Origin of the sequence: Zwartia lucis, assembly GCF_965234455.1 — a bacterium.
Lineage (GTDB): Bacteria > Pseudomonadota > Gammaproteobacteria > Burkholderiales > Burkholderiaceae_B > Zwartia > Zwartia lucis.
In genome coordinates this window covers 684,245-707,906 of record NZ_OZ248472.1, presented here as the reverse complement: position 1 = coordinate 707,906, position 23,662 = coordinate 684,245, and the positions used below count along the sequence as shown (strand labels likewise).

The window sequence follows — 23,662 nt, the reverse complement described above, 5'->3', positions numbered from 1 at the left end:
TTAAGTCAATGCTTTCACAGCATTGATCTATTTTCCAAATTTTTTATCCAACTCTGCGAGCACGTAATCCATCGACTCCACATCCGCAAACTTCATATCCAAATCAAACATATTCGCTTTATGCGCTTGGGGACTTCTGTCTCCACAGGCCTCATCCGCGAGGATCACTCGAAAATTGTGCGAAAAAGCATCTGTTGCGCCAGCACGCACACAACCAGAGGTAGAAATCCCGCAAATGATCAACGTATCAACTTTGTCGTAACGCAAGAAGGCCTCAAGAGGCGTACTAAAAAAGCACGAGGGTTTGTTTTTAAGAATAATACGATCGACCGGGCGTGGCGCATACTCTGGTGGCCAGATGTCAGCACGCGGATCACTGGTGTACTGAAAAGCGTCCGGCTCAGCCAACTTGTAGTTCCACGCGCCGCGATAGGTTGGATGACTTCGATCATCACGGCGGCTGTAGTAGATGGGCAGATCCAAGCGGCGAAACGCTTGCGTCAGTTGAATCAGAGAATTCTTGACTGTTGTCATATCCCGACCACACATCGAATACGATGGATCAACAAACATATGCGTGGTGTCAATGTTCAATAAGGCAACGCGCTCTCCCATTCCGATTCGTTGGGCAAACCCACCTTTTCGGTAAGTCTCTAATTCTTCATCGGGAACGTAGCCACGCCATTTTTCAAGTTTGTCCATAAAGCCTCCTTAACTTTAGAAAAAAGATACATCAACAATAGTATCTTTCGCGCCTCAACCAAGCAAGCTCTTCGTCAACACTGAGTTTTTAACTTTTTAATGTTTTAGCAACCGCATAACTTATTTGGAGATAAACGATGTCCGATACGCTACCTACAATCGCTTTAATCAGCACTGGCGGCACCCTAACCACCCTTAGCGCTAATGGCGAGCTAGATCTTTTTGAGTACACCGCGACAGGAACGCGATTAAATGCCAATGAGATGTTGGATAAATTTCCACAAGCTCAATCTATTGCAAATATCATTCCCGTTCAGTTTGACACCCTCCCCTCAACTGCGGTGTCTTTTCCACATTGGAAAAAATTGGCGTTGATGATTGACGAGTTTGTTCTCACCACGCCACAACTCAGTGGCGTTGTCATTCTGCACGGAACAGCGACTTTAGAGGAAACCGCATACGCCTTAAGTCTTACCCTGCATCATGATATTCCGGTCGTGATCACTGGAGCACAACGACCAGCAAGCGCACTTTCCTCAGATGCAGGAAGAAACATCTTTAACGCCGTCAGGGTCGCCGCGAGTCCAGAGGCACGGGGAATGGGCGTACTCGTCTGTTTAAACGATGAAATCCATGCCGCACGCGAAGTCACAAAAACCTCAACTGCCAGACTTCAGACATTTAAATCTCCAGACGTAGGTGTCTTGGGACACGCAGACGGAGATCGTGTCGTTTTCTACAGAAAATCCTTACGACGTCATAATCCCGACACTGAATTCGATATTGGCCATCTTGCCGAACTACCAAGAGTCGAAATTGCCTACCATTATGCCGGCAGCGATGGCCTTGCCACCCGAGCATTCATCCAAGCGGGAGCCAAGGGCATTATTGGTGCGGCATTTGCGCCGGGATTAATGTCCCCTGAGGAAAACATTGCCATGAAAGAAGCGGTCGCAGCGGGCGTAAAGGTCGTCATGTCTTCTCGCGCTGGTTCAGGACGCACCTTTGGTCCTAGCAAAATCATTGACGCCGGATTCCTTCGTGCAGACAACCTCAACCCACAAAAAGCAAGAATCCTGCTCGCATTTGCGTTGACGAAAACAAATGATTCTGCTGAGATACAACGTATGTTTGATCAGTACTAACAGGTATATTATTTACTCATACGTAAACAAAAAAAACCACAGGCAACAATCACCACCGTATCAATCCACTTACTTTACACTAAACAGGAGCATCAAATGGATCGCAGAAAGTTTATAGAAGCCGGACTTGCGCTAGGCGCAATGATTTCAGCACCCGCTTTTGCCCAGAGCTCAACTGGAAAATGGCCCTCCCAAACTATTAAGTTAATTGTGGCCTTCGGCCCTGGCGGCTCAACTGACGTGACCGCTAGAATTGTTTCAGCAAAGCTAATGGAAATTATCGGCCAACGGATTGTGATTGAAAACAAGCCTGGAGGCGGTTCTAATATTGGGTCAGAACTTGCAGCCAAGTCTCCAGCAGACGGCTACACGCTTTTTTTGGGTACCGTAGCGAACGCCATCAATATGTCACTCTTTAAGAATCCCGGCTACGACCTAGTCAGAGATTTTGAAGCCATATCCAATATTTCCTCTGCACCAGCTCTCCTTGTTTCGTCGTCTAAGCTACCTGTCAAAACTGTGCAGGAGCTCATCCAACTTGCAAAAGAACGTCCTGGCAAAATGAACTACGCCTCGTCGGGCGTCGGCACAACGCCCCATCTCGCGGGTGAAATGTTCAAGACACGGTTTGGACTTGATATCGCCCATATCGCTTACAAGGGCGCAGCGCCTGCGTTAACGGACACAATCGGAGGTATTACTGACTTTGGTTTCAAAACCGCTCTATCCGCTATTCCAAGCGTTCAGTCCGGTCAGCTCAGAGCCTTAGCCGTCGCCTCACCCAAACGCTTAGCGCTCATGCCAGAAGTTCCAACGATGGCAGAAGTAGGTATTCCAAATTTTGAAATTACGTCATGGAATGGCTTGTTTGCTCCGGCTAAAACTCCGCGAGCAATTGTGGAGCGGCTTTCAGCGGCCTGCGCGACGGTCGCAGCAATGAAAGATGTGCAGGAGACCTTTGCAGCACAAGCAGCGATTATCCAAGCAAGCACCCCTGACCAATTCAAAGCCTTTGTTGCCGCCGAAATCAAGATGTGGGGCGATGTCGTACGCTCAACGGGCGCATCCGCGGCATAACCACAGCTCTTTTAGGTATCAAGTGCCGCAATCCTATGGGCGCTTGATACTGATTCACGCTCATCCAAAAGATGAGTATTGACCTGCCGTCAAAGCAAACCTGCTAAGCGCGCTAACGAAACAGATCGTTCAGCCCGAGTGATGAGTGGACCATCCACCAACTGCCCATCCACGACAAAAGCACCGACTCCTCTGGCAAGATTTTCTCTAGCGGCCTGAACCACTCGCAGTGCATGCTGAATTTGATGCTCAGAAGGTCCAAACACCGCATTCGCCAAGCCCACTTGAGAGGGATGAATGCAGCTCTTACCTGCAAATCCCAAGCGATAGGCCGCCTGCGCATCAAGCGTGAACCCGTCAGGATTAGCAATATCCACATAGGCGCCGTCATAGGCATCTATGCCCGCCTCAGAGGCTGCCATTTTGACTAAGACTCTCACAACTTGCGTCGCAGAAACCTCGCCTGACTCAATCCCGTAGGGACCAAACAAATCTCCAAAGCCAATTTGCAGACCCACCACACGCGGATCCGCAAGCGCTAATTCTGCCGCCTGACGTAGCCCTTTGGGTGATTCGATATTGACTAATATTCCAATTGGACGCGCAATCCGCCTTTCCGCTTCAAGCTGGCTCATACGCGCGCTTAGATCACGGATAGCGGCCGCTGACTCAGCCATTGGTAAATTAATGATCTGAACCGCAGAAGAAACGACCGCCTCGAGATCCGCAGCGTAATGCGTCGCATCGATTGCATTGATTCTGATAACAATAGCTTTAGTGTTTTGCGTCTGATTCTTTTCAAAGAAATCAACCAGCGCTTGTCGCGCAAAACCTTTTTTTCCTTCCTCCACAGCGTCTTCTAAATCAAAGGAAATCGCATCAGCGGCCGAAGCCATTGCTTTAGCGAAAAGCTTAGGACGGGACGCAGGCACAAACAGTTTGCTTCGCATCATTTGATCGAAACACTCGGGTCGAATCGTCCGCCCTGACACGCTGACAAATAGTCAATGACCTCAGAAGTAGGCAACACATCTGCGAACTGACGATCCATATCAAAGAGAGAAATCGCATGTGAAATTGGGATGCGGTCAAACACAGCCTCTTGCGGCACGATGGCTCGATAGTTAAACGACGCACAATCAAAGACGGTTGCTCGTATGCAATTACTGGTTGCGCCACCCACCACGATGATCGTATCGATGCCACGGTCAATGAGATAACCTAAAAGTGGTGTGCCATGGAATCCGCTCGGTTTCTTTTTAACAAAAACTAAGTCCCGTGCTGCTGGCGCGAGCAGTGGTGAAAGCTCCGCGCCCAAAGTACCTGCCAGACACCATCTATCTGAATCCAATAAATCCCTCTTGCGACGATAAACCCCCATGTCAACGCCCGAGGGATCAATTTCAAAGCGCGTAAAAATACAAGGGACTTCTACTTTCTGGGCAGTCTGCACAATCTGCGCGATGTGACGCATCGCTTCGCGTCCCACTCCACCACAGCTTGAAGGCCAGCTTTTCTCATCCTCCACAGCACCAACCATATAGCGCTGCGCATCGATCACCAAGACTGCGGGTTGCTGTCCAAACCCCATGCGGCGACCAAATTTTCCACGAGCCAGTACAGCTCTATCCTCTTCTGTTAAAAACCTTTCCCAAAGCATACTCATTATTTTTTTTCCTTTAAGGCCTGTGCTCTTTGCATATTTTCTAAACGATTCCACCCAATGTCTGCAGTTAACTGATGGGCGACCGAAAGTAAACGCGCCTCAGCAAAAGGTCGGCCGACCAATTGAGCACCAATCGGCATACCAGCGCTATCGACGCCGATGGGCATGGTGAGTGAGGGAAGCCCTAGATAATTAAAGGGACGAACGAGTGGGGTCAACGCCGTCACCACACCGAATACCCGACCAGGCGTCTCAACGTCAGCTTCCTCATGCGTAGGAACAGGGATGGGCATAGTTGGACACACCAGAATATCTAAATCGCGCATCGTGCCATGCAGAAATTCATGGAGTATCTTTGCACGCATCTGAAGCGCTTCTAGATAACGCACAGCGGGTACATGCAGACCTGGCTCTGTTCTGGAAAAAACGGCTTGCGAATAGAGGTCGCGTCGCTCTCGCATCCAGTTGCCATGTAAAGTCGCCGCCTCAACCTTGGAAAAGATATCGGCCATCGCATAACACGTCGCAATCTCATTAGAGCGAACACGAGCAACGTTTCCGAATCTTTTTTGAATCGACTCAATGAAGGACTCAAAGACCCGATCAATCTCTGGATGATAAGAAGCAATCCCCTCCAAAACTGCCCAACGACTTCCCAGACCTGCGCGCTCGATGACGGATAAATAATTAGGCACTGGCGCATCGATGCTAGAGGCGTCAAGCGGATCCCAGCCTGCTAAGGCCTGAAGCAAGATCGCGCAGTCCTCGGCGGAGCGTGCAATGGGCCCCACACAATCGAGCGAGAACGCCCTGGGGAAACAACCGGCGCGAGAAACACGTCCATACGTTCCTTTCATTCCAAACACGCCATTCATCGACGCAGGCAATCGTGTGGAGCCACCCGTATCAGAGGCTAGCGCACCATAAATGACGCCTGCGCCCACCGCCGAACCAGAACCACTCGACGACCCACCAGAAATACGCTCAGGATCCCAACTGTTACAACAATTGCCGAAATGCGGATTTTGACCAGTCGGTCCCGCAACCATTTCATTCATATTCAGCGGACCCAAATCCACTGCGCCGGCTTGGTTTAACCTTTGCAAAGCAGAGGCAGTCTTTCGACCAAGATCCGTACCCGTGACTTTGGAGCCTACCGTCATCGGCAGACCCTCACGCTCAAAGCAGTCTTTGTGTGCGAGAGGAATGCCATGTAGCGGCCCGCGCCAGTTCCCTGAGGCTGCCTCAAGGTCGAGCTGTTTTGCCTGCGCGATCGCACTGTCGGCAGAGATAGCGATAAACGCATTGAGCGTTGGTTGCGTCTGCACTGCACAATCGAGTGCGTGTCGTGTGAGTTCTTCGGAGCTGAACTCTTTGCGTCTTAGGCGCGCACCCACCTCAGCGATGGATGCTTCCAAAATGTCCGACGACTGATTTAAAGTTATTTGCTTCATATTCAACTCATCCGATTCGTATCATCTGCCTCAGCCAAGAGCATCATTGCAAAGTCTTGAGGATGATCTCCGCTTTGAATGCGGCCTGTGGCACCGCGCCGCACAGCCTCATTGAGTCGCAAGACTTCCGCAGAAATTTGCTTGATGTCAGAGCGAGAAACAATTCCGTGCAAGAGTTCACTGGTTTGAAGCAAAGCAGCTTGTATCGCCGCTATGTCAGCCTGGTGCGCACGATCACTCATTTAGTGTCTCCTATGATTATTCGAGCGAATGGCTTTCAGCCACGAAACCATCCTATTGCACACCCGCACGCTTGGCAATCGCACGCCAACGCTCTAGGTCTTTGACGAGGAGTTGCTGCAAGGATTCTGACGTACCCGTAGCAGGAGAAGCACCCACATTACTGAGAAAGTCTGCAAACTCTTTGTTATTTACGATCTTGTTCACCTCGGCATTCATCTTTTGCAAGATCGCAGGTGGCGTGCCTGCGGGTGCGAACAGTCCCCACCAGACGTCTACCTCAAACGGCGTGCCTGTCGCTTCCATCACTGTTGGAACACTCGGAAAGTCTGGCTCACGTTTCGCTCCGGTAAAAGCAAGCTTAGGCAGACTATCTGCAGCATTACCCTTAATCGATGCAATCGTCGTGATAATCATGTCAAGACGTCCCGCCACCAGATCAATCTGAGCCGGCGAAATTCCCTTGTAAGGTACGGCAGTCATTTTGATATCAAAGGTTTCGTTAAAGAGCTCAGTCGCCATTTGCGTGCTGTCACCTAAGCCCGCGCTGCCAAAGTTAATTTTGCTGGGATTGGCCTTCGCATACGCGATCAGACCTTTGATGTCTTTGGCTGGAAAATCTTTACTGGTGAGGACAACAAAGGGTGAACGTGCGACTTGGGCTACACCCATAAACGCTTTTGGGGGGTCATACGGTGTTTTTTGAACAGCTGCTGAAGTTGCGAGCGAGCTTGAAATGAATAAAAAGGTATACCCATCTGGCTTTGAAATCGCCACTGCTTGCGAGCCAATCGTACCTGCCCCACCGCCTTTATTTTCAATGACGACGGTCTGACCAAACGCTTTACTTAGGCGGTCTGCCAAACGTCTGGCTATGACATCATTACTTCCACCGGGTGGAAACGGAACAACAATATGGATTGAAGAAGTGGGCCAAGCCGGATTCGCAAAAGAAGTGGCCGGCATGCTCATTAACGCGACTATTGCAAGACAACAGATTGATAACAAACGACGAATCATGACAAAACTCCATTCGGTTATGAAAAAATTAATCTAGTCCAACGTGATCTTTGCCTCTTCGATGATCTTGCCCCAGCGAACGCGCTCGTCGGCTGCATATTTTGTAAAGGCCTCTGACGAGCCGCCTATCGTGATGGCGCCTCTGCTCAAGAACTCTGCTTTGAACTGAGGGTCGTTCAAGATCTTGACCGTTTCGGCATTGAGCTTGGCGACAACGTCTGGAGGTGTGCCTTTTGGAGCAAATAAACCAAACCAGCCGCTAACATCAAAGCCTGGCAAGCCTGCCTCGGCAAGGGTTGGCACGTCAGGCAAGAGCGAGGAACGCGTCGCGGACGTGACACCGAGAGCGGTTAATTTTCCTGACTTGATCAAGGACAAGCAGACCGGCAGGTTACAGAACATCATTTCAACGCGACCGCCAATAATGTCATTAATCACAGGCGTTGTGCCTTTGTAGGGGATGTGGACCATCTCTACATCGGCCATTTTTTTATAGATTTCACCGGACAGATGCATACTGCCGCCCGCACCGCTTGAGCCGTAACTAAAGCTTTTCTGCTTTTGGAGTGCCAGGAGCTCTTTGAGGTTCTTGGCAGGCACATGCGATCCCACGACCAATACGTTGGGCACACTGATCAGGTTGGTGATGCCGACAAAATCACGCTGCGGATCGTATTTAATATTTTTGTGCAGCAACACGTTGATCGAGCCGATGCTCGTGGCACCGACTAATAAGGTATAACCGTCTGCAGGTGCCGTGGCAACGAAGGCTGCGCCAATGTTGCCGTCTGCGCCGGTCTTATTTTCTGCAATCACCGGTTGACCCAAGGCGATCGCGAGTTTATTGGCGACGGTACGCGTCAATATATCCGTGAGCGTACCCGCCGCAAACGGCGCCACAATCGTGATGGGTTTGTTTGGGTAGTTAGCGGCTTGCGCTTGCGCAAACGAATGAGGCAGTAAAGCTAACGCAGTGAGGCTGCTTAAGCCCACAGTGCGTAACGATGCTAAGAGGTTTTTTTTAATTTTGATGTCCCTTTTTAATAAAAAAATTGCTTTCGTATTAGACAATACCGTTGACTCATTGATCTTTAACGTTAGCCTGCTGCGAAATCTTTTTATATTTATCATTCTCATTAACAATAAATTGTACGTAACGCGTTGAATCCAAATGAGTCACCAAAACCCCGCGAGAATTAAAAGCCTCGATAATTTCAGGTAGCTTGGAGATACGTTCAAACTCTTTATTTAGTTTCGATACCACCTCGGGAGGAAGTCCTGAGGGACCAGAAAAACCATACCAAAGACCACCTACAACATCTGGGTATCCTTCTTGAGCCATAGTGGGTGTTTCAGGCAATGACCCTAAACGCTCTGGATGCAAAACAGCCAACGGCCTTGTATTGCCAGCCTTTATATTACTTAGCTGTGCAGGCAGTCCATCAAACATCACGTGAACCCTTCCGGCAATAAGATCAACAACAGCCGGCCCAGATCCCTTGTACGGTACATGTTGAAGAGAAGATCCGGTTGAAATTTTAAACATTTCTGCCCAAAAATTTAAGGGACTTCCATTCCCTGAGGATGCATAGTTGAGCTTATTAGGATTTGCTTTCGTGTATTCAATCAACTCCTTGATGTTTTTGGCGGGCACATCCTTATGCACAACTGCAACTGCAGGGACTGTTGCTATCAAGCCAAGATGAGAAAAACTTTTAATCGGATCGTAAGTTAAATTATTAAAAAAGGCGGGCGCCGTCGCGTGCGTCGTACTGGAGGAAAGCAACAGGGTATAGCCGTCGGGCTTTGAGCGAGCAACTTGTGCTGCGGCAATCGTCCCAGTGGCACCGCCAACGTTTTCAACAACGACTATTTGCTTCATACTGTCACTCATTTTTTGAGCAATCAGTCTCGCAACAAAGTCAGCAGCTCCACCTGGAGGAACAGGAACAACAAGCTTAATTTGCGTGAGGGGGTATTCGCTTGTTTGCCCGATAGCAAGCATTGAGTGAACACTTAATATCGCTCCGACCATCAAAACTCTAAAACCACCAAAAGTCAATTTCATGCTGTTCCCCGACACTCAAGTTGTAAAAAAATAATATGGAGATGATTAAGCGAGCGCCATATTAAATTAATGAATCGTGTAGCCACCATCAATGACAATATCTTGACCTTGTAAAAAAACCGGACTGTCTGTTGCAAGGTAAAGCGCTAAATCTGCAATTTCCTCAGGCTGACCTACTCGACCTAAGGGCAAATACTGCTCAACTCGCTTACGCGTCACCTCTGGATCTCGATTAAGTGTCGCCTGAGTTGCAATGGGCCCGGGGCTGATGGCATTCACAATAATATTGTCTTTGCCAAGTTCATAGGCCATCGATTTCGTTAAATGAATCAGAGCCGCTTTAGTCAATCCATACAAAGCACGCTGCGCATACGTCACATGTCCAAGTTGACTAGCGATATGGATAATGCGCCCTCCTCCTTGTCGACGCATCAATGGAACGACAGTTTGACTTGCAAAAAAGGGAGCTGCCAAGTTAACCGCTATGGATTGATCAAACTGGCTACGCGTGTACTCACCAAACTCATATGGGGAGCGAACAGCGGCATTATTAATGAGTATATCTACGCGTCCAAAAATCTTTTCAGCTTTTTCAATCATTTGTTCAGCCGCATGTAACTCACCGAGATCGATCAAGGCCGATTCAATACGACCCGCATTCGGATATCCCGAACACGCAACCGATACTGCCTCCAATTGCGCTGCCGTAGCCTCAGCGACAAGAAACAAACTGGCCCCCGCTTGGGCAAATCGTTTTGCGATTGCACAGCCAATGCCCAAGGGTGTAGAAGCACCCGTTACGATTACGACTTTTCCAGTCAAATCCTGCATAAATCCACCAATGAAATCTAATTAAAAGTAGCGAAATGAGTACCCGGATAATCAATGCTGAAATTAAGCAATCGTCGCGCGCTGCGCTTGCTCCTCATAACTATTTCTATATCTTGCATAGGCGATCTCATGTGCCTCTTTCGCCTGATCATCACTCATTTTTCTAGGGTCGGGCTCGTAGTCAAAATTTCCATAACGATCCGTGCCGCGAACTAAGGTCGCACTTGCCCGAACACCTTTCTTTGTCAGGCGTGTTGGAATATAACTAATACCGACACCGATGCGTCTGTCATGACTCATGTTTGGATCTGACGCATGAATCACGTTTGTGTGATGTAAAGAAAACTGACCCGGTCTTAAAGGCGCAGTATCGGTTCTTACCTTAGAAAAATCTTCATCAACACCCTGTGCGACATTATTCAAACTATTTCCGCCTGTAATCGTCACATGTTTAACAGGTCCACGCTTATGACTGCCAGGAACAAACTGCATACAACCGGCTTCTTCAGAGGCATTGGAAAATGCGACCCAAGCCGTCACGTGTTCATGAGGTTCTAGGCCGAAATATGTACCATCTTGATGCCAGTAAGTGACCGCATCAGAATTTTTTTCTTTAATAAAAAAAGTACTGTTGTAAATTAAAATATCAGGACCAATTAAGCTTTCAATCACATCAAGTATTCTTGGATCCTCAACTAAGTCGCGCATCCAAGGTAAGCGTACATGAAGCTTTCTTCGATTCATTCGAGAAACTGGACCGACTGGCAAAGTGGCTTCAAATTGCTCAAGCTTGGCACGATGTATCGAAGCCTCAAGCTCGGTAAACGCATCGACAGGACTAAAAAAACCATCGCGGTGATAGGCCTCTACTTTTTCTGACGACAGTGAAAAATTCATTTTATTTTGCTCCTGAAGTTTGAAGTAGATTTTTCCACTTATCAGACTCCTGCTGCACAAAGAGCTTAAACTCACTTGGCGTTTGAATCATTGCAGTGGCAGCAGATTCGACAAGTCGCTTGCGAAGTCCGGGATTATTTTGTAGTACATCCCGCGTTGCTGTATTGATTTTATCTACTATATCAATGGGCGTTTTAGCTGGTGCAAAAATCCCATACCATGCATCAGAACCATAACCTGACACACCCGCCTCAGCAATCGTCGGCGCATCGGGCAAGATCTCAAGACGATTGCTTGAAGTCACGCCTAACGCTCTCAACCTTCCAGACTTTATATGACCAATAGCTGGGGGGAAAGTCGAGATGATGAGATCTATGTTTCCAGCAATTAAGTCAATAATTGCTGGGCCTCCTCCTTTATAAGGAACGTTAGTCATCTTAATTCCAGTCATATTGATGAGCTGTAATGTCGCCATATGATCAGAGGAACCCATCCCTGCAGATCCATAGTTAAGCTTATCTGGATTTTTCTGTGCGATTTCAATCAATTCTTTTAGATTTTTCGCTGGATGTGCGGCTGGCACAACTAACACGTTGGCCACACTCGCAACAGGCGAGACCGGGATCAAATCTTTGATTGCGTCATAAGGCATTGTATTTTGCACATGAGGAATAATCGCGATCGCTCCGCCATTGGCGAAAGACAGCGTGTATCCATCTGGAGCAGCTTTTGCAACCTGATCAACGCCAATCACCCCAGCAGCTCCGCCTTTATTCTCGACAATGACCGGCGTTCCCAACTTAACTGAAAGCGCTTGAGCCAATTCGCGCCCGATGTAATCAACAACACCTCCAACTGCAAAGGGAATGACGAGTTTAATAGGCTTTTCCGGCCAAGCTTGTGCGCTGGAAGGCAGAGGATTGAGTACAAAAAATAACATCAAAAACCCACCGGTCATACTGAAAAAATTTTTCATGCATTCCTCCCGGAAAACTAGTCTCGAACAAGATACGTGATGCACGATCACGACCCACTTTCTTTTTATCAGACCGATACCAAACAGTCCGCCAACACTTCTTCGACTGTCAAGGCAAGTCGTTCAACAATTTCGTCTATTTGCGCTTCTGTCACGATGAAAGGGGGTGCGATCAAAATATGGTCGCCATTTTTTCCATCGATCGTGCCACCCATTGGATAGACCATCAAACCATTTTCCATGGCGAGCGATTTAATACGCGCATGAAGCTTAAGAGCCGGATCAAAGACCTCTTTGGTCTGGCGATCGCGCACAATTTCCAGTGCCATAAAAAGCCCACGACCCCGGATATCGCCTATGTGTTCATGCTCACCAAATCTTGACTGCAAACGGTGACGCAAGTACTGACCTCTTGCTTGCACATTTTGCAAAAGCCCGTCACGCTTAATCACCCGCTGCACGGCCAAAGCCGCCGCGCAGGCCGTTGGGTGTCCAAGATACGTATGACCATGTTGAAATAAATCAGAGTTTTTACGCATCGCTTCAACAATGCGATCACTTGCAATCAAGGCACCAATGGGTTGATACCCTCCCCCCAAGCCCTTGGCGATCGCCACAATATCCGGAACAACGCCGTCTTGTTCAAACGCAAACAAGCTCCCCGTGCGTCCCATCCCACACATCACTTCATCCAAAATTAATAAAATTCCGTATTTGTCGCAGATCTCGCGCACACCCTTAAAGTACCCAGGCGTTGGAGGCACAGCCCCCGCGGTCGCACCCACAACAGTCTCTGCGCAGAAGCCAATCACATTTTGAGGACCCAACGCTAAGATTGTTTGCTCGAGCTCGTCGATCAGACGCGCTGTATATTGATCTTGCGTTTCTGTGGACAGCCTGTCCCGATATTCGAAACACGGTGATACGCGTCCAGTATTCATCAGCAAGGGCGCGAACTGTTGTCGGCGCCATTCGTTTCCACCGACTGCGAGCGCACCGAGTGTATTTCCATGGTAGCTTTGACTGCGTCCAATAAATATCGTTCTCTCTGGTTGTCCAATACAGACATAGTATTGACGCGCCATTTTCAGCGCCGCCTCCATGGCCTCTGAACCACCAGACACGAAATACACATTATTTAAATCACCAGGCGCATCCGCTGCGAGCCCATCTGCTAAGGTCTCTGCGACTTCTGTCGTGAAAAATCCGGTATGCGCGTAAGCCAATTCTCTAATTTGAGCTTCCATCGCAGCAAGCACATCAGGGTGAGAATGTCCCAAACAAGAAACAGCCGCCCCCCCCGAGGCATCAATATAGGTTTTCCCTTTTGTATCTTCAATATAGATACCTTCAGAACGACGTGCGACACGAGGCGTATATTTAAAGCTACGATGAATAATATGTGACATGAGCTATTCCTTGATTTTTATTAGGAAGCGACTTGAACGTCCAACAAACAGATGAAAAATAGTTGCGGCAGACCGACTCTACTCACTGACACCTCAAACATTCAGCATGCTTGAAATGCTCAATTTGTACCTTAATTTTTAAAAATAATACATTTGTATCATCAATATTTCAAAATTTACCCATTTTCCTCAAATGACTGAGATCCAAACTTGTGGTGATTTACAACGTAGCATTACCGAGATAAGCACCCGAGCGAATCAAATGTTTTTCAGCCTCGTCAATAGGCTTTACAACATCGTTTTTACCTGTTGCGACTAAGGCTTCAAGCAGCGCCTCTGACGCTGCGGTTCCAGCGAGCGTCGACGGGAAAAAAGAAGGACTTGAAACCTTGAACTCAAGCGAAACATCAGCCCCGAGTGCCAAAGGCGAAGCGCTGCTATCGGAAAGAGCAATGACGCTCGCGTGAGCATGGCGAGCGGCCTCGAGTACTGCAATCGACTCTTTGGAATAAGGTGCAAAACTGATAATCACCACTGCATCACGCTTTTGAATTCGACGTAACTGCAACTCTAAGCCACCGCAATGACCATCAATCAACTCTACGGAGTTTCTAAATAGTCGATAGCCATAAAAAAGTGAAAAAGCGATCGCGAAACTGGCTCGAAAGCCAGCCACATGAACGACTTTCGCCTTTTGCAGGATATTCGCTGCAATCTTTATCTTAGGTTCAATTTGAAGCTGAGTGGCTTCCAGATTTGAGACATAGGTCTCAAAGAGTTCATTGACCAAACCCTTTTCGGTAGACCTGTTAGCCAGTTTTTTAGCTCTTTCACTATAGCCATTCTGATTCAGCCCAAGATCAGAAATAAAGGCTTTTTTTAATTCTGGCCATCCAACATAGCCAACTTGTTGCGCAAGTCTTGATAACGTGGATGGCATGATGTTTGCTGTTTCAGCCAAGCCACGCATGGAATGCGTCACCACATCATTTGGATGATCAACGACGAATCTAGCCGCATCGCGTAAGCGTGGCGTTAACTGCGGAAAATGACTCAGGATTTGTTCTTTCGCGTTCATGGGTGATCGTCGAGTTTCATCTTAATAACTTTGCTATGCACACAATTAAAGCACTTGAAGATCTTTCTACGAAGCATTAAAAAGAATTTATCGGGAAAACCCTGATCGAAGATCAAATGTTGCTGTGATTAAATAAATGAGGCACTTGTCTCATCTTATAGACAATGATCTAGCATTCTGGGGTTTCGCGTTTTAACCGTTCTTTTACCTGGAGGTTGTCATGACAAAACTGATTTCGTTTATGAAGAAAGCTCTTTTATGGACCAGTTTAGGAATTGCCACCACTCTCTCCATGCCCCTCATGGCTCAGCAGGTAGCGAATAACCAGAATCTCATCTTAGGCTTGGGTGTAGATGATCTCCGCACCCTGGATCCCCAGTTTTCGACAAGCGTTGGCGAAACTCCAATTGTCGAGTTCGTCTATGAGGGTCTTGCAAAATTTCCCGATGGTGTGATTGATCCAGCCAAGATTGAGCCCTCGCTCGCAGAATCGTGGGCTGTGTCACCGGATGGACTGAGCTGGACGTTCAAGCTGAGAAAAGGTGTCCAATTTCATGGGGGCCTGGGTGAAATGAATGCCGATGATGTGATTTACAGTTACGAAAGACTTAAATCAGATAAAACAGGCTCACCGTTCAGAGCTAACCTCGCTCCCATTACAAATATGGAGAAAGTCGATCCTTACACTGTTCGTTTCCATACTAAGGTACCCGAACCAAACCTGCCTGCTCTACTTGTAAATTCGAATAAGGCCTTTATCATGTCCCAGGCAGCCGAGCAAAAAGGGATCGATATGAAGACGCATCCTATCGGCACTGGGCCCTTTGAGTATTCCGAATATAAGCCGCGCGAATCGTTCAAACTCAAGCGTAACGATCGATACTGGGATGGCAAACCCATACTTGAGTCCATCACAGCACAATTCATGTCAAACGCAAGTACACGTGAATTAGCCTTGAGAAATGGTGATGTTCACGCGATTGAAATCGCTGCCTCTAGAGATGCGATTCTCAGAATGCGTCGCGCAGGAATGAAAGTCGACTTGACTGCGCCTGCCAATGCTTTTGCGATTTATCTCAATCCGTCGATCAAGCCCTTCGACAATATCCTCGTGAGAAAAGCCCTCGCGCACGCAACAGACCGTAAGTCAATGTTGCAATTTCTAGGTGATGAGGTGTCAGGAGAAGAACTTAGCCCACTGCCATCGGGCTACTTGGGACATAACGCGAAGACCGTTCAATACAATTATGATCCCGCTAAAGCGAAACAACTTTTGACAGAAGCGGGATTTCCAAACGGCTTTACGGCGACAGTGATTGTCAGTAACAACAATATTTATTCACCACCGATGCAAATCATTCAAGATCAGTGGCGCAAAGTGGGGGTTGATCTCAAACTCGCGGTCGTTGATCACCCGACTTATCACAGACAAATCCGTCAAAATCTTAATCCAGCAGTGATCTATGGTGCCTACCGCTATCCCCTAGATGGCAATCGCTATTTGAATGAATTTTTTCATTCACGCTCAATGGTCGGCAAGCCAACTGCAGCCACAAACTTTTCACATTTTGATAAGGCTGATGCGCTGTTAGATCAGGCCTTAATAGAAAAGGACCTGCAAAAGAGGATTGAGCTATGGGAAAAGGCGCAGGAGATCATCATGCAAGAGGCCATTGTGATTCCCCTTTTTACCCGCAAGTACGCCATGGCCAGAACACCAAAACTTGACCTCGGACATCCACAAATGAGCTATGCGTTCTATACCTTCACTCCCAAGACTCGACTGCTGAGATAACTTTTTAGCATCTCGTTAAACATTGACAGCAAAAGGAGTGGATATTGTTTTACTACGTTGTTAAGCGCCTTTTTTCTGCAGTGTTCATCATGTGGGCCGTGACCACACTCGTATTTTTCGCGATGAGACTCGTGCCGGCTGATCCGGCCGAGGTCATCCTAGGAGATAACGCTACCGAAGAGTCCTTGCAGGCGATTCGAGAAAAAACTGGTCTAAACCTTCCGGTATTGACGCAGTACCGTATTTTCATGACGGGTCTGATGCATGGAGATTTAGGACGCTCTATGATCAATAATCAGTCAGTCTCTGAACAAATCGCAGCTTTATTTCCCTATACGCTTGAACTTGCCTTGGCGTCATTGTTTGTAGGAGCCGCCATCGGCATACCTCTGGGTATTCTGACAGCCGTTCGCCGAAATTCGTGGATCGACTATTTCGGGCGCATTTTTGCATTAACAGGATTTTCGTTCCCAGCCTTTTATCTGGGCATATTGTTGTTACTCTTTTTTTCCGTCTACCTCAAGTGGTTTCCAGTTGTACACACCTTCAATGTGGGAGGCTTGCTGGAGAGAATCGAAAAACTTGTCCTCCCAGCGCTGAGTTTAGGCATTATTCAAGCGGCATACATCACTCGCCTGACGCGATCGTCAATGCTCGAACAATTGGAGCTTGATTACGTGCGAACCGCCAGAGCAAAGGGAATCTCCGAATCAAGTATTCAATATAAGCATGTACTACGTAATGTCATGATTCCTGTGATCACGGCGATTGGTCTTTATACCGGAGCGATTTTAGGAGGTGCTGTTTTAACCGAAACAGTTTTTAATCGACCAGGCATTGGAAAATTGCTTGTCGGAGCAATCGCTCAGCGCGACTATACGTTGATTCAATCTGGCTTGATGGTTTTCGCATTCATCGTTGTGTTAATAAACCTTCTGGTTGATTTGAGCTACACACTATTTGATCCACGGGTGAAGTATGAGTGACTCTGGAGTAGCTACGCCGATCGCCTCAGACACTCCAGCCATTTACCGACAAGGAATTTTTCACGTTTTTTTAAACACCTTACGAGCAGACCCTCCTGCTCTGATTGCAGCAATCTTTATTTTTATACTTGTATTTGTTGCTGTGTTTGCACCATGGGTTGCGCCCTACGATCCCCTTTCACAAAACATCATCAATGCGTTCTCCTCTCCCAGTGCGCAACACTGGTTTGGTACAGACGAGTACGGCAGGGATGTTCTGAGTCGTCTTATTTACGGCGCACGACCCGCTTTGATTGTTGGTGTTTTTTCAGTTGTACTTGCAATGCTGATAGGTGTGCCGATCGGAATGATGGCAGGCTTATTACTCGGTCGATTTGATCGAGTTGTGGGCTGGGCAGTAGATATTCTTCTTGCCTTCCCACCGCTTTTGATGGCACTTCTCATCGTCACGTTGCTCGGGACAAGTCTCCCAATGCTGGTCTTGGCTATTAGCATCTCCAGCATTCCGATGTTCATCAGACTGGCTCGCGGATCAACGCTCGTGATCAAAAATTTTGATTTCGTTCACATGGCACGCTCTTATGGTGCCTCTAATGTGCGAATTATCAGCTACCACGTCCTACCCAACATCGTTGGACCGATTATTGTGATCGGTACACTGAGTATTGCTGGTGCCGTACGTGAAGAAGCCAGTCTGAGTTTTCTAGGAATGGGTGTGTTGCCACCCGCCGCAAGCTGGGGAAATCTGATTCGCGACGGAATTAATAATCTTTTTGATGCACCAAGTTTATCTATTCTGCCTGGCGCCGTTCTGACACTAACAGTATTAGCTTTTAATATGCTCGGCGACACCTTGCGTGACATTCTGGATCCAAGAGGGATCACAACGCGCACTACAACAAAAAAATAATCAGACTGAGTGCAACATCATGACTAATCAACGCATCCATACTGATCCAATGCTGATGCAGGTTAGCAATCTTCGGGTGGGGTTCGATACACAGCAAGGTCCCGTGACTGTTGTTGATGGGATATCCCTTGATATTCATGCAGGTGAAATCGTTGCGATTGTTGGAGAGTCTGGCTGCGGCAAAAGCGTTACAGCATTGTCTTTAACACGGTTAACAGGGACGAACTCAAACATATTAACGGGCCAGGTCAATTTCCTCGGGCAAGATCTTGCTCAACTGCCCATTGAGCAACTCCGCGCCATTCGTGGACGCGACATCAGTTATATTTTTCAAGAGCCGATGACCTCGCTCAACCCGGTCTATACCGTGGGCGAACAAATCATGGAACCTCTGATGCTTCATATGAACATGACACGCAGCCAAGCAAAAAATGAAGCAGTACGCCTGCTTGAGCTTGTCAATATTCCCTCGCCACATATGCGCGTCTCCGAGTATCCGCACCAGCTCTCAGGCGGCATGCGTCAAAGAGTCATGATTGCGATGGCAATAGCCTGTCGGCCAAAACTTTTAATTGCCGACGAACCGACAACAGCCTTGGATGTCACCGTCCAAGCTCAAATTTTGGAGCTTTTACAAGAATTACAGCGTGAATTTGGCATGGCAATTTTGCTGATTACCCATGACATGGGTGTCGTCGCCGAATTCTCACATAAAGTTGTGGTGATGTACGCAGGCAGAATCGCTGAAACCGGCAAGACAGAAGAAATCTTCAGTGATCCAAGACATCCCTATACAAAAGCCCTACTGAACAGTATTCCACCCATTGATTACGAGGTGGATCGGCTCCCGACATTATCTGGAACGGTTCCTAGCCCGACAAATATGCCCAGAGGTTGTCGATTTTATGACAGGTGTGTTGATGCGAAACCTGCATGCAAAATGCAGCTTGTGGATCCACTGTTCATCACCTCTGACCATGCAGTGGCTTGCATTAAAGACTTTGATTATCAAGTGCCGATGGAGTCACGTTCATGACAAAGGCCGCTGAGTCAAATCACCCCATGCTCAAGGTCGAAAATCTAGGTATGTATTTTCCTGGACCCTCAACTGGACTGTTCAAATCACGTCCGCCCGTGAAAGCAGTTGATGGCGTCAGCTTTGCAATTAATAAAGGAAAAACTCTTGGGTTAGTTGGAGAAAGTGGCTGTGGAAAATCCACAACCGCCAGACTGATCATGCGTATTTTGAAACCGACCGCAGGTGTCATCGAGCTTGATGGGCATGATATTTCAAGCATGTCCATGAGACAACTCAAACCCCTTAGACCGCTTTTTCAAATGGTCGCACAAGATCCCTTTAGCTCGTTGAATCCGCGCATGCGCGTTGAAAGCATTCTTCAAGAGCCTCTGATCATTGCTGGACATACACCCTCTTACCGCCAAGAAAAGGTCTTGCAAGTCCTAGATCGCGTGGGCCTTTCCGCGCAACACGCTCAACGCTTTCCCCATGAATTCTCTGGCGGTCAACGTCAAAGAATCGCAATCGCACGCGCCCTTGTGCTTGACCCGCAATTAGTGATCTGTGACGAACCCGTTTCAGCGCTTGATGTTTCAGTACAAGCGCAGATCATTAATTTAATGCAAGACTTGCAACAAGATTCTGGACTGACTTATCTTTTTGTCAGTCATGACCTAAGTGTTGTTAAGCACATCGCAGACGATGTCGCAGTCATGTACCTTGGGAAACTCGTCGAACTGGGCCCTAAACGCCCTATGTTTGCAGCACCTCGCCATCCCTACACACAAGCACTCTTATCCGCTATTCCAAGAATCACTCAGGGTGGAAAGCAACACAGGATAGTGCTGAAGGGAGACTTGCCAAGTCCAATCCATCCTCCATCAGGCTGTAGATTTCACACGCGCTGTCCTCAGGTCAAGGATATCTGTAGTCAGATTGAGCCAAGTTTGACTGCCTCAATCGTCAACGGAGTTGAGCATAAAGTCGCTTGTCATTTTCCTCTTAATTGATATTTCGCATTTTTAGCTATTTAACTTAAAACCACATTCCATAGGGAATTTTCATGAGCGGACAAGAAAAAAAACCAAAGATTGCGATTGCTGGATTTCAACTCGAGTCAGTCAGTCATCTTCCCACGCCCACAACGCTCGCTGATTTTGAAGCTGTGGCTCTGCGCGGAGATCGTATCCTGACTCAGTTACGTGGAACCAATACAGTCATGGGAGGGTTTATCAAAGTATGCGAGCAAGCAAATATTGAGATGTTGCCCATCGTTCAAACTTCTCAAGGTGCGGCGGGCGCAGCAACCGATGAGGCAGTAGAGTTCTACCTCAAAGAAATTTCAGTTGCGATAGAAAAACACCATGCTGAACTCGATGGTGTCCTCCTGTTTCTGCATGGCGCATGCTGGTCTCCGGGCATTCACGATCCTGAAAAAATCATTATCGGACGCATTCGCAAAGTGATTGGCCCCAATAAGCCTTTAGTCGTTGCCTTTGATTATCACGGAAATTTGTCCAGAGACAGTATTGAAGGTGCTGATGGTGTATTTGCTTATAGAAAGTCTCCGCATACGGATGCGGGTGAAACTGGGGAAAGAGCTGCTGACTGTATGTCACGCATGCTTCGCGGCGAAATCAAACCAACGGTCCATTTAGTCAAGCCAGGCGTACTCGTGCCCAGCATTTTTAGCGCGACCAATCTTAAGCCCTTGGCGGATATCATTGCGCTAGGGCACACGTTACAGCAAGAAAGTCCTCACTATCTTGATATTTCAATCATGGCTGGCTTTTCATACACCGACGCGCACAACACCGGGTTTAGCGTGATGTGCACAGCGGATAGTCAGGCGACAGATACTTCCAAAATTATTCAGCAGCTTTCTGATGCCATCTATGAAAACCGAGAGGCGCTGTATCGACCCGTTCCGGTTTATACCTGTACAGAGGCCTTCGAGATCGTTGACTCATTCATCGCCAAACGACCATCAAGTTTAAAACCGATTGTGTTGCTCGAACATGCTGATCGCGTCAATGACTCTAGTTATATCCTGCAAGAATTACTCAAAAGAAGACCTAGCTACAAAGTCAGTGTCCCACTCTTATGGGATCCAGAAGCCGCATCTGTCGCGAGTAAGGCTGGCGTGGGTCAAACAGTCAGACTTCAACTCGGCGGACACAGCTCCCCAAAAGCTGGGCCACGTCTAGATGTCAATGCCAAGGTACTCTGGGTTGGACCAAAGTCCTATCGCAACACAGGCGCTTATATGAAAGGACTGCCTGTCGACCTAGGATTGACCGCATTGCTTGATGTCAATGGCATCAGTATTAGCGTCACGACTAAATCACATACCGCTGTAAATGGTGATCCGTTTTATATATTCGATCAAAAGCCAGAAGATTTTGATCTCATCGTTTTGCGCTCAAAGACACACTTTCGAGCCTTCTATGAGGATGCCGCAGAAACGATCCTGATTGTCGATACGCCTGATTACGGCCCAGCTGACTTAACCACTGTGCCATATCAATTTTTAAATACTGATACTGTTTTTCCTTTTAAGGAAAATTGATTGGAATGAAAAAATCCTCACGATCATAAGGATTTAGTCAAAACAATCATTTTGCATCATAAAATCCTTGCATTCATGAGGATTCATTGACAATCTCGCCAATATAGCTTAAAATCCTCACATTCATGAGGATTTATTGTGAAAATAGCGATTGATAATGTGGCACATATTGGCAAGATCGTGCGCGAAAGCCGCAAAGCTCAAAAAATTCGCCAAGACGACGCTGCGGGCAGTATCGGCGTCAGTGAAAACTTTCTTGGCAAAGTAGAGCGCGGCAGTGAGTCTGTCCAATGGGGAAAGCTCTTTCAAGTGCTCAACGGGCTCGGTATCCGAGTCATTGTCGATGTACCGGAAAGCGCAGAAGCATATTTATCCTCCTTTCCCAAGGCGAAGGATGAGGCATGAACGCCAGAGCTCTAAGCGCCTCTATCAATAATACCCAAGTAGGCACCTTGCAAGAGGTGGATGGACTCTGGAGCTTCACCTACTCCAAAGCTTGGCTCGACAACCCTCAGGGTTTCGCGCTTAGCCCTCAGCTTCCCCTTTCCACGAGCCAGTTACTCGATGGTGCGAGTCTGCGGCCTGTGCAGTGGTATTTTGATAACCTGCTCCCCGAAGAAGGACAGCGCACGTTACTAGCTGCTGATGCACGTCTTGATACAGCAGACGCTTTTGGTCTTTTGGCTTGGTATGGCGCCGAGTCTGCCGGTTCTTTGATTTTGTTGCCGACAGGTGCCGAACCTCAGACTACAGAGCCTTTAAAGCCTTTATCAGATGAGTCACTCGAGGAGAGAATTCGACTGTTACCGAAAGCACCGCTCACCCATGCTGCGACTAAACGTATGTCACTCGCAGGTGCTCAACATAAACTCGCTGTCGTCTTGCAAGGTGGCGCCTTATTTGAACCTGTCGGTGCCGCGCCTTCTACACATATTCTTAAACCCGATCATCCCGATGAGGATTATCCCCATTCTGTGATTAATGAGTGGTTTGTCATGTGCTTGGCCAAGCGACTAGGTCTGAACGTTCCAAACGTTCACCGTCGCTACGTTCCTTCGCCGGTATATCTTATCGATCGTTTTGATCGGTTTGCAAATCAGCATGGTTGGCACCGCACGCACGTCATCGATGCGTGTCAATTACTCGGCCTCGACCGAAGCTTTAAATATATTCAAGGCAATATCGAAAATTTGGCCGCGTTGGCAAAGGCTTGCCGCAGCCCAGCTATTGCTCGTACTCGTTTATTTGAATGGCTCATCTTTAATGTGCTGGTTGGCAACACCGATGCACACCTTAAAAATCTAAGCTTTATGGTCTCTGCCCAAGGCGTTCAGCTCGCGCCTTTTTATGATCTCCTGAGCATCGCCGCCTATGAATCGATTGCGTTTGACCAAAAAGGCTGGCCAGAACAAACACCGTTGGCTTGGCCCATCATGGGCAGCAGACGCTTTGCAGAGATCGACCGACGATTGTTACTTGAGGCTGGCTTAGCGTTGGGCCTTGCAACGGCGACCGCAGAAAGACTCATTGAAAACCTTCGCGGTCGTATCGTCCAAGCAGCTGAAACTCTTTATGCCGAATACGAGGATGCAAATACCAAACTACTCAGCCGACAACCTTACGTACCCGCATCGATGGCGGGGGAGTCAAGATGCCTCAGAACGATTTTGCATGTCGTGATTAAACACATGGCAAAACAAATAGCCTAGCGCCCAATACCAAATTCGCCATCGTTGGTCTGCTGTCAAAGATCGCAAATATTTTTTAACCAAAGAGCCAGCTTGACCGCATGTGCCCATGTGCACACACTCGACAAAGTTA

General features: G+C 47.8%; 23 protein-coding genes. 10 read left to right on the top strand and 13 right to left on the bottom strand.

Annotated elements, in window-relative coordinates:
- Positions 1-27 precede the first annotated feature (27 nt).
- Positions 28-702, bottom strand: coding sequence for an isochorismatase family protein (locus tag AC8GE9_RS03390; RefSeq protein ID WP_506675699.1), 675 nt, complete (start codon positions 700-702; stop codon positions 28-30).
- Between the two features lie 137 nt (positions 703-839).
- Between AC8GE9_RS03390 and AC8GE9_RS03385 the strand changes: the two genes are divergently transcribed.
- Together AC8GE9_RS03385 and AC8GE9_RS03380 are read left to right on the top strand one after the other, a co-directional pair.
- Positions 840-1,847 (top strand): asparaginase, encoded by a 1,008-nt coding sequence (locus AC8GE9_RS03385; protein ID WP_506675698.1) that lies wholly within the window; start codon positions 840-842, stop codon positions 1,845-1,847.
- Between the two features lie 96 nt (positions 1,848-1,943).
- On the top strand, positions 1,944-2,924 hold the full coding sequence (locus AC8GE9_RS03380; RefSeq protein ID WP_506675697.1) for a Bug family tripartite tricarboxylate transporter substrate binding protein: 981 nt from the start codon (positions 1,944-1,946) through the stop codon (positions 2,922-2,924).
- A gap of 89 nt (positions 2,925-3,013) precedes the next feature.
- Here the strand turns inward: AC8GE9_RS03380 and AC8GE9_RS03375 are convergent, their stop codons facing one another.
- From AC8GE9_RS03375 to AC8GE9_RS03320, 12 genes are all read right to left on the bottom strand, one after another.
- The gene (locus tag AC8GE9_RS03375) at positions 3,014-3,874 is read right to left on the bottom strand and encodes an HpcH/HpaI aldolase/citrate lyase family protein (RefSeq protein ID WP_506675696.1); all 861 of its coding nucleotides are present in this window, start codon (positions 3,872-3,874) and stop codon (positions 3,014-3,016) included.
- Complete coding sequence (locus tag AC8GE9_RS03370; protein WP_506675695.1) at positions 3,874-4,590, bottom strand: cysteine hydrolase family protein; 717 nt, start codon at positions 4,588-4,590, stop codon at positions 3,874-3,876. The genes AC8GE9_RS03375 and AC8GE9_RS03370 overlap by 1 nt, the downstream gene beginning before the upstream one ends.
- Entirely contained in the window at positions 4,590-6,044 is a 1,455-nt protein-coding gene (locus tag AC8GE9_RS03365; protein ID WP_506675694.1) for an amidase, read from the bottom strand. Before AC8GE9_RS03365 ends, AC8GE9_RS03370 begins: the two co-directional genes overlap by 1 nt.
- A gap of 2 nt (positions 6,045-6,046) precedes the next feature.
- Positions 6,047-6,286, bottom strand: coding sequence for a hypothetical protein (locus tag AC8GE9_RS03360; RefSeq protein WP_506675693.1), 240 nt, complete (start codon positions 6,284-6,286; stop codon positions 6,047-6,049).
- 52 nt (positions 6,287-6,338) lie between these two features.
- Complete coding sequence (locus tag AC8GE9_RS03355) at positions 6,339-7,304, bottom strand: Bug family tripartite tricarboxylate transporter substrate binding protein (RefSeq protein WP_506675692.1); 966 nt, start codon at positions 7,302-7,304, stop codon at positions 6,339-6,341.
- Positions 7,305-7,337: 33 nt separating this feature from the next.
- Positions 7,338-8,375, bottom strand: a complete 1,038-nt coding sequence (locus tag AC8GE9_RS03350; RefSeq protein ID WP_506675691.1) for a Bug family tripartite tricarboxylate transporter substrate binding protein — start codon at positions 8,373-8,375, stop codon at positions 7,338-7,340.
- A 10-nt stretch (positions 8,376-8,385) separates the two neighbouring features.
- Complete coding sequence (locus tag AC8GE9_RS03345) at positions 8,386-9,372, bottom strand: Bug family tripartite tricarboxylate transporter substrate binding protein (RefSeq protein ID WP_506675690.1); 987 nt, start codon at positions 9,370-9,372, stop codon at positions 8,386-8,388.
- A gap of 66 nt (positions 9,373-9,438) precedes the next feature.
- Positions 9,439-10,203, bottom strand: coding sequence for an SDR family NAD(P)-dependent oxidoreductase (locus tag AC8GE9_RS03340; protein ID WP_506675689.1), 765 nt, complete (start codon positions 10,201-10,203; stop codon positions 9,439-9,441).
- Between the two features lie 63 nt (positions 10,204-10,266).
- Positions 10,267-11,100, bottom strand: a complete 834-nt coding sequence (locus tag AC8GE9_RS03335; protein ID WP_506675688.1) for a phytanoyl-CoA dioxygenase family protein — start codon at positions 11,098-11,100, stop codon at positions 10,267-10,269.
- Between the two features lies 1 nt (position 11,101).
- Entirely contained in the window at positions 11,102-12,076 is a 975-nt protein-coding gene (locus AC8GE9_RS03330; RefSeq protein ID WP_506675687.1) for a Bug family tripartite tricarboxylate transporter substrate binding protein, read from the bottom strand.
- 68 nt (positions 12,077-12,144) lie between these two features.
- The gene (locus AC8GE9_RS03325; protein ID WP_506675686.1) at positions 12,145-13,485 is read right to left on the bottom strand and encodes an aspartate aminotransferase family protein; all 1,341 of its coding nucleotides are present in this window, start codon (positions 13,483-13,485) and stop codon (positions 12,145-12,147) included.
- Between the two features lie 220 nt (positions 13,486-13,705).
- On the bottom strand, positions 13,706-14,563 hold the full coding sequence (locus AC8GE9_RS03320) for a MurR/RpiR family transcriptional regulator (protein WP_506675685.1): 858 nt from the start codon (positions 14,561-14,563) through the stop codon (positions 13,706-13,708).
- A gap of 220 nt (positions 14,564-14,783) precedes the next feature.
- On the opposite strand from AC8GE9_RS03320, the gene AC8GE9_RS03315 reads away from it, so the two are divergent.
- From AC8GE9_RS03315 to AC8GE9_RS03280, 8 genes are all read left to right on the top strand, one after another.
- Positions 14,784-16,358: an ABC transporter substrate-binding protein gene (locus AC8GE9_RS03315; protein WP_506675684.1), complete on the top strand. Its 1,575-nt coding sequence runs from the start codon at positions 14,784-14,786 to the stop codon at positions 16,356-16,358.
- A gap of 44 nt (positions 16,359-16,402) precedes the next feature.
- Positions 16,403-17,344 (top strand): ABC transporter permease, encoded by a 942-nt coding sequence (locus tag AC8GE9_RS03310; protein WP_506675683.1) that lies wholly within the window; start codon positions 16,403-16,405, stop codon positions 17,342-17,344.
- On the top strand, positions 17,337-18,254 hold the full coding sequence (locus tag AC8GE9_RS03305) for an ABC transporter permease (protein ID WP_506675682.1): 918 nt from the start codon (positions 17,337-17,339) through the stop codon (positions 18,252-18,254). The genes AC8GE9_RS03310 and AC8GE9_RS03305 overlap by 8 nt, the downstream gene beginning before the upstream one ends.
- Before the next feature lie 19 nt (positions 18,255-18,273).
- Positions 18,274-19,290: an ABC transporter ATP-binding protein gene (locus AC8GE9_RS03300; protein WP_506675681.1), complete on the top strand. Its 1,017-nt coding sequence runs from the start codon at positions 18,274-18,276 to the stop codon at positions 19,288-19,290.
- Positions 19,287-20,282, top strand: coding sequence for an ABC transporter ATP-binding protein (locus tag AC8GE9_RS03295; RefSeq protein ID WP_506675680.1), 996 nt, complete (start codon positions 19,287-19,289; stop codon positions 20,280-20,282). The genes AC8GE9_RS03300 and AC8GE9_RS03295 overlap by 4 nt, the downstream gene beginning before the upstream one ends.
- A gap of 53 nt (positions 20,283-20,335) precedes the next feature.
- The gene (locus AC8GE9_RS03290) at positions 20,336-21,841 is read left to right on the top strand and encodes a M81 family metallopeptidase (RefSeq protein WP_506675679.1); all 1,506 of its coding nucleotides are present in this window, start codon (positions 20,336-20,338) and stop codon (positions 21,839-21,841) included.
- A 138-nt stretch (positions 21,842-21,979) separates the two neighbouring features.
- Positions 21,980-22,246, top strand: a complete 267-nt coding sequence (locus AC8GE9_RS03285) for a helix-turn-helix domain-containing protein (protein WP_506675678.1) — start codon at positions 21,980-21,982, stop codon at positions 22,244-22,246.
- The gene (locus AC8GE9_RS03280) at positions 22,243-23,550 is read left to right on the top strand and encodes a HipA domain-containing protein (RefSeq protein WP_506675677.1); all 1,308 of its coding nucleotides are present in this window, start codon (positions 22,243-22,245) and stop codon (positions 23,548-23,550) included. The genes AC8GE9_RS03285 and AC8GE9_RS03280 overlap by 4 nt, the downstream gene beginning before the upstream one ends.
- Positions 23,551-23,662: the final 112 nt, after the last annotated feature.

What these genes read in the sequence shown, in the direction of transcription:
- AC8GE9_RS03390 (WP_506675699.1), bottom strand. Translation starts at nt 702, where the DNA reads ATGGACAAACTTGAAAAATGGCGTGGCTACGTTCCCGATGAAGAATTA.
- AC8GE9_RS03385 (WP_506675698.1), top strand. Translation starts at nt 840, where the DNA reads ATGTCCGATACGCTACCTACAATCGCTTTAATCAGCACTGGCGGCACC.
- AC8GE9_RS03380 (WP_506675697.1), top strand. Translation starts at nt 1,944, where the DNA reads ATGGATCGCAGAAAGTTTATAGAAGCCGGACTTGCGCTAGGCGCAATG.
- AC8GE9_RS03375 (WP_506675696.1), bottom strand. Translation starts at nt 3,874, where the DNA reads ATGCGAAGCAAACTGTTTGTGCCTGCGTCCCGTCCTAAGCTTTTCGCT.
- AC8GE9_RS03370 (WP_506675695.1), bottom strand. Translation starts at nt 4,590, where the DNA reads ATGAGTATGCTTTGGGAAAGGTTTTTAACAGAAGAGGATAGAGCTGTA.
- AC8GE9_RS03365 (WP_506675694.1), bottom strand. Translation starts at nt 6,044, where the DNA reads ATGAAGCAAATAACTTTAAATCAGTCGTCGGACATTTTGGAAGCATCC.
- AC8GE9_RS03360 (WP_506675693.1), bottom strand. Translation starts at nt 6,286, where the DNA reads ATGAGTGATCGTGCGCACCAGGCTGACATAGCGGCGATACAAGCTGCT.
- AC8GE9_RS03355 (WP_506675692.1), bottom strand. Translation starts at nt 7,304, where the DNA reads ATGATTCGTCGTTTGTTATCAATCTGTTGTCTTGCAATAGTCGCGTTA.
- AC8GE9_RS03345 (WP_506675690.1), bottom strand. Translation starts at nt 9,372, where the DNA reads ATGAAATTGACTTTTGGTGGTTTTAGAGTTTTGATGGTCGGAGCGATA.
- AC8GE9_RS03340 (WP_506675689.1), bottom strand. Translation starts at nt 10,203, where the DNA reads ATGCAGGATTTGACTGGAAAAGTCGTAATCGTAACGGGTGCTTCTACA.
- AC8GE9_RS03335 (WP_506675688.1), bottom strand. Translation starts at nt 11,100, where the DNA reads ATGAATTTTTCACTGTCGTCAGAAAAAGTAGAGGCCTATCACCGCGAT.
- AC8GE9_RS03330 (WP_506675687.1), bottom strand. Translation starts at nt 12,076, where the DNA reads ATGAAAAATTTTTTCAGTATGACCGGTGGGTTTTTGATGTTATTTTTT.
- AC8GE9_RS03325 (WP_506675686.1), bottom strand. Translation starts at nt 13,485, where the DNA reads ATGTCACATATTATTCATCGTAGCTTTAAATATACGCCTCGTGTCGCA.
- AC8GE9_RS03320 (WP_506675685.1), bottom strand. Translation starts at nt 14,563, where the DNA reads ATGAACGCGAAAGAACAAATCCTGAGTCATTTTCCGCAGTTAACGCCA.
- AC8GE9_RS03315 (WP_506675684.1), top strand. Translation starts at nt 14,784, where the DNA reads ATGACAAAACTGATTTCGTTTATGAAGAAAGCTCTTTTATGGACCAGT.
- AC8GE9_RS03305 (WP_506675682.1), top strand. Translation starts at nt 17,337, where the DNA reads ATGAGTGACTCTGGAGTAGCTACGCCGATCGCCTCAGACACTCCAGCC.
- AC8GE9_RS03300 (WP_506675681.1), top strand. Translation starts at nt 18,274, where the DNA reads ATGACTAATCAACGCATCCATACTGATCCAATGCTGATGCAGGTTAGC.
- AC8GE9_RS03295 (WP_506675680.1), top strand. Translation starts at nt 19,287, where the DNA reads ATGACAAAGGCCGCTGAGTCAAATCACCCCATGCTCAAGGTCGAAAAT.
- AC8GE9_RS03290 (WP_506675679.1), top strand. Translation starts at nt 20,336, where the DNA reads ATGAGCGGACAAGAAAAAAAACCAAAGATTGCGATTGCTGGATTTCAA.
- AC8GE9_RS03280 (WP_506675677.1), top strand. Translation starts at nt 22,243, where the DNA reads ATGAACGCCAGAGCTCTAAGCGCCTCTATCAATAATACCCAAGTAGGC.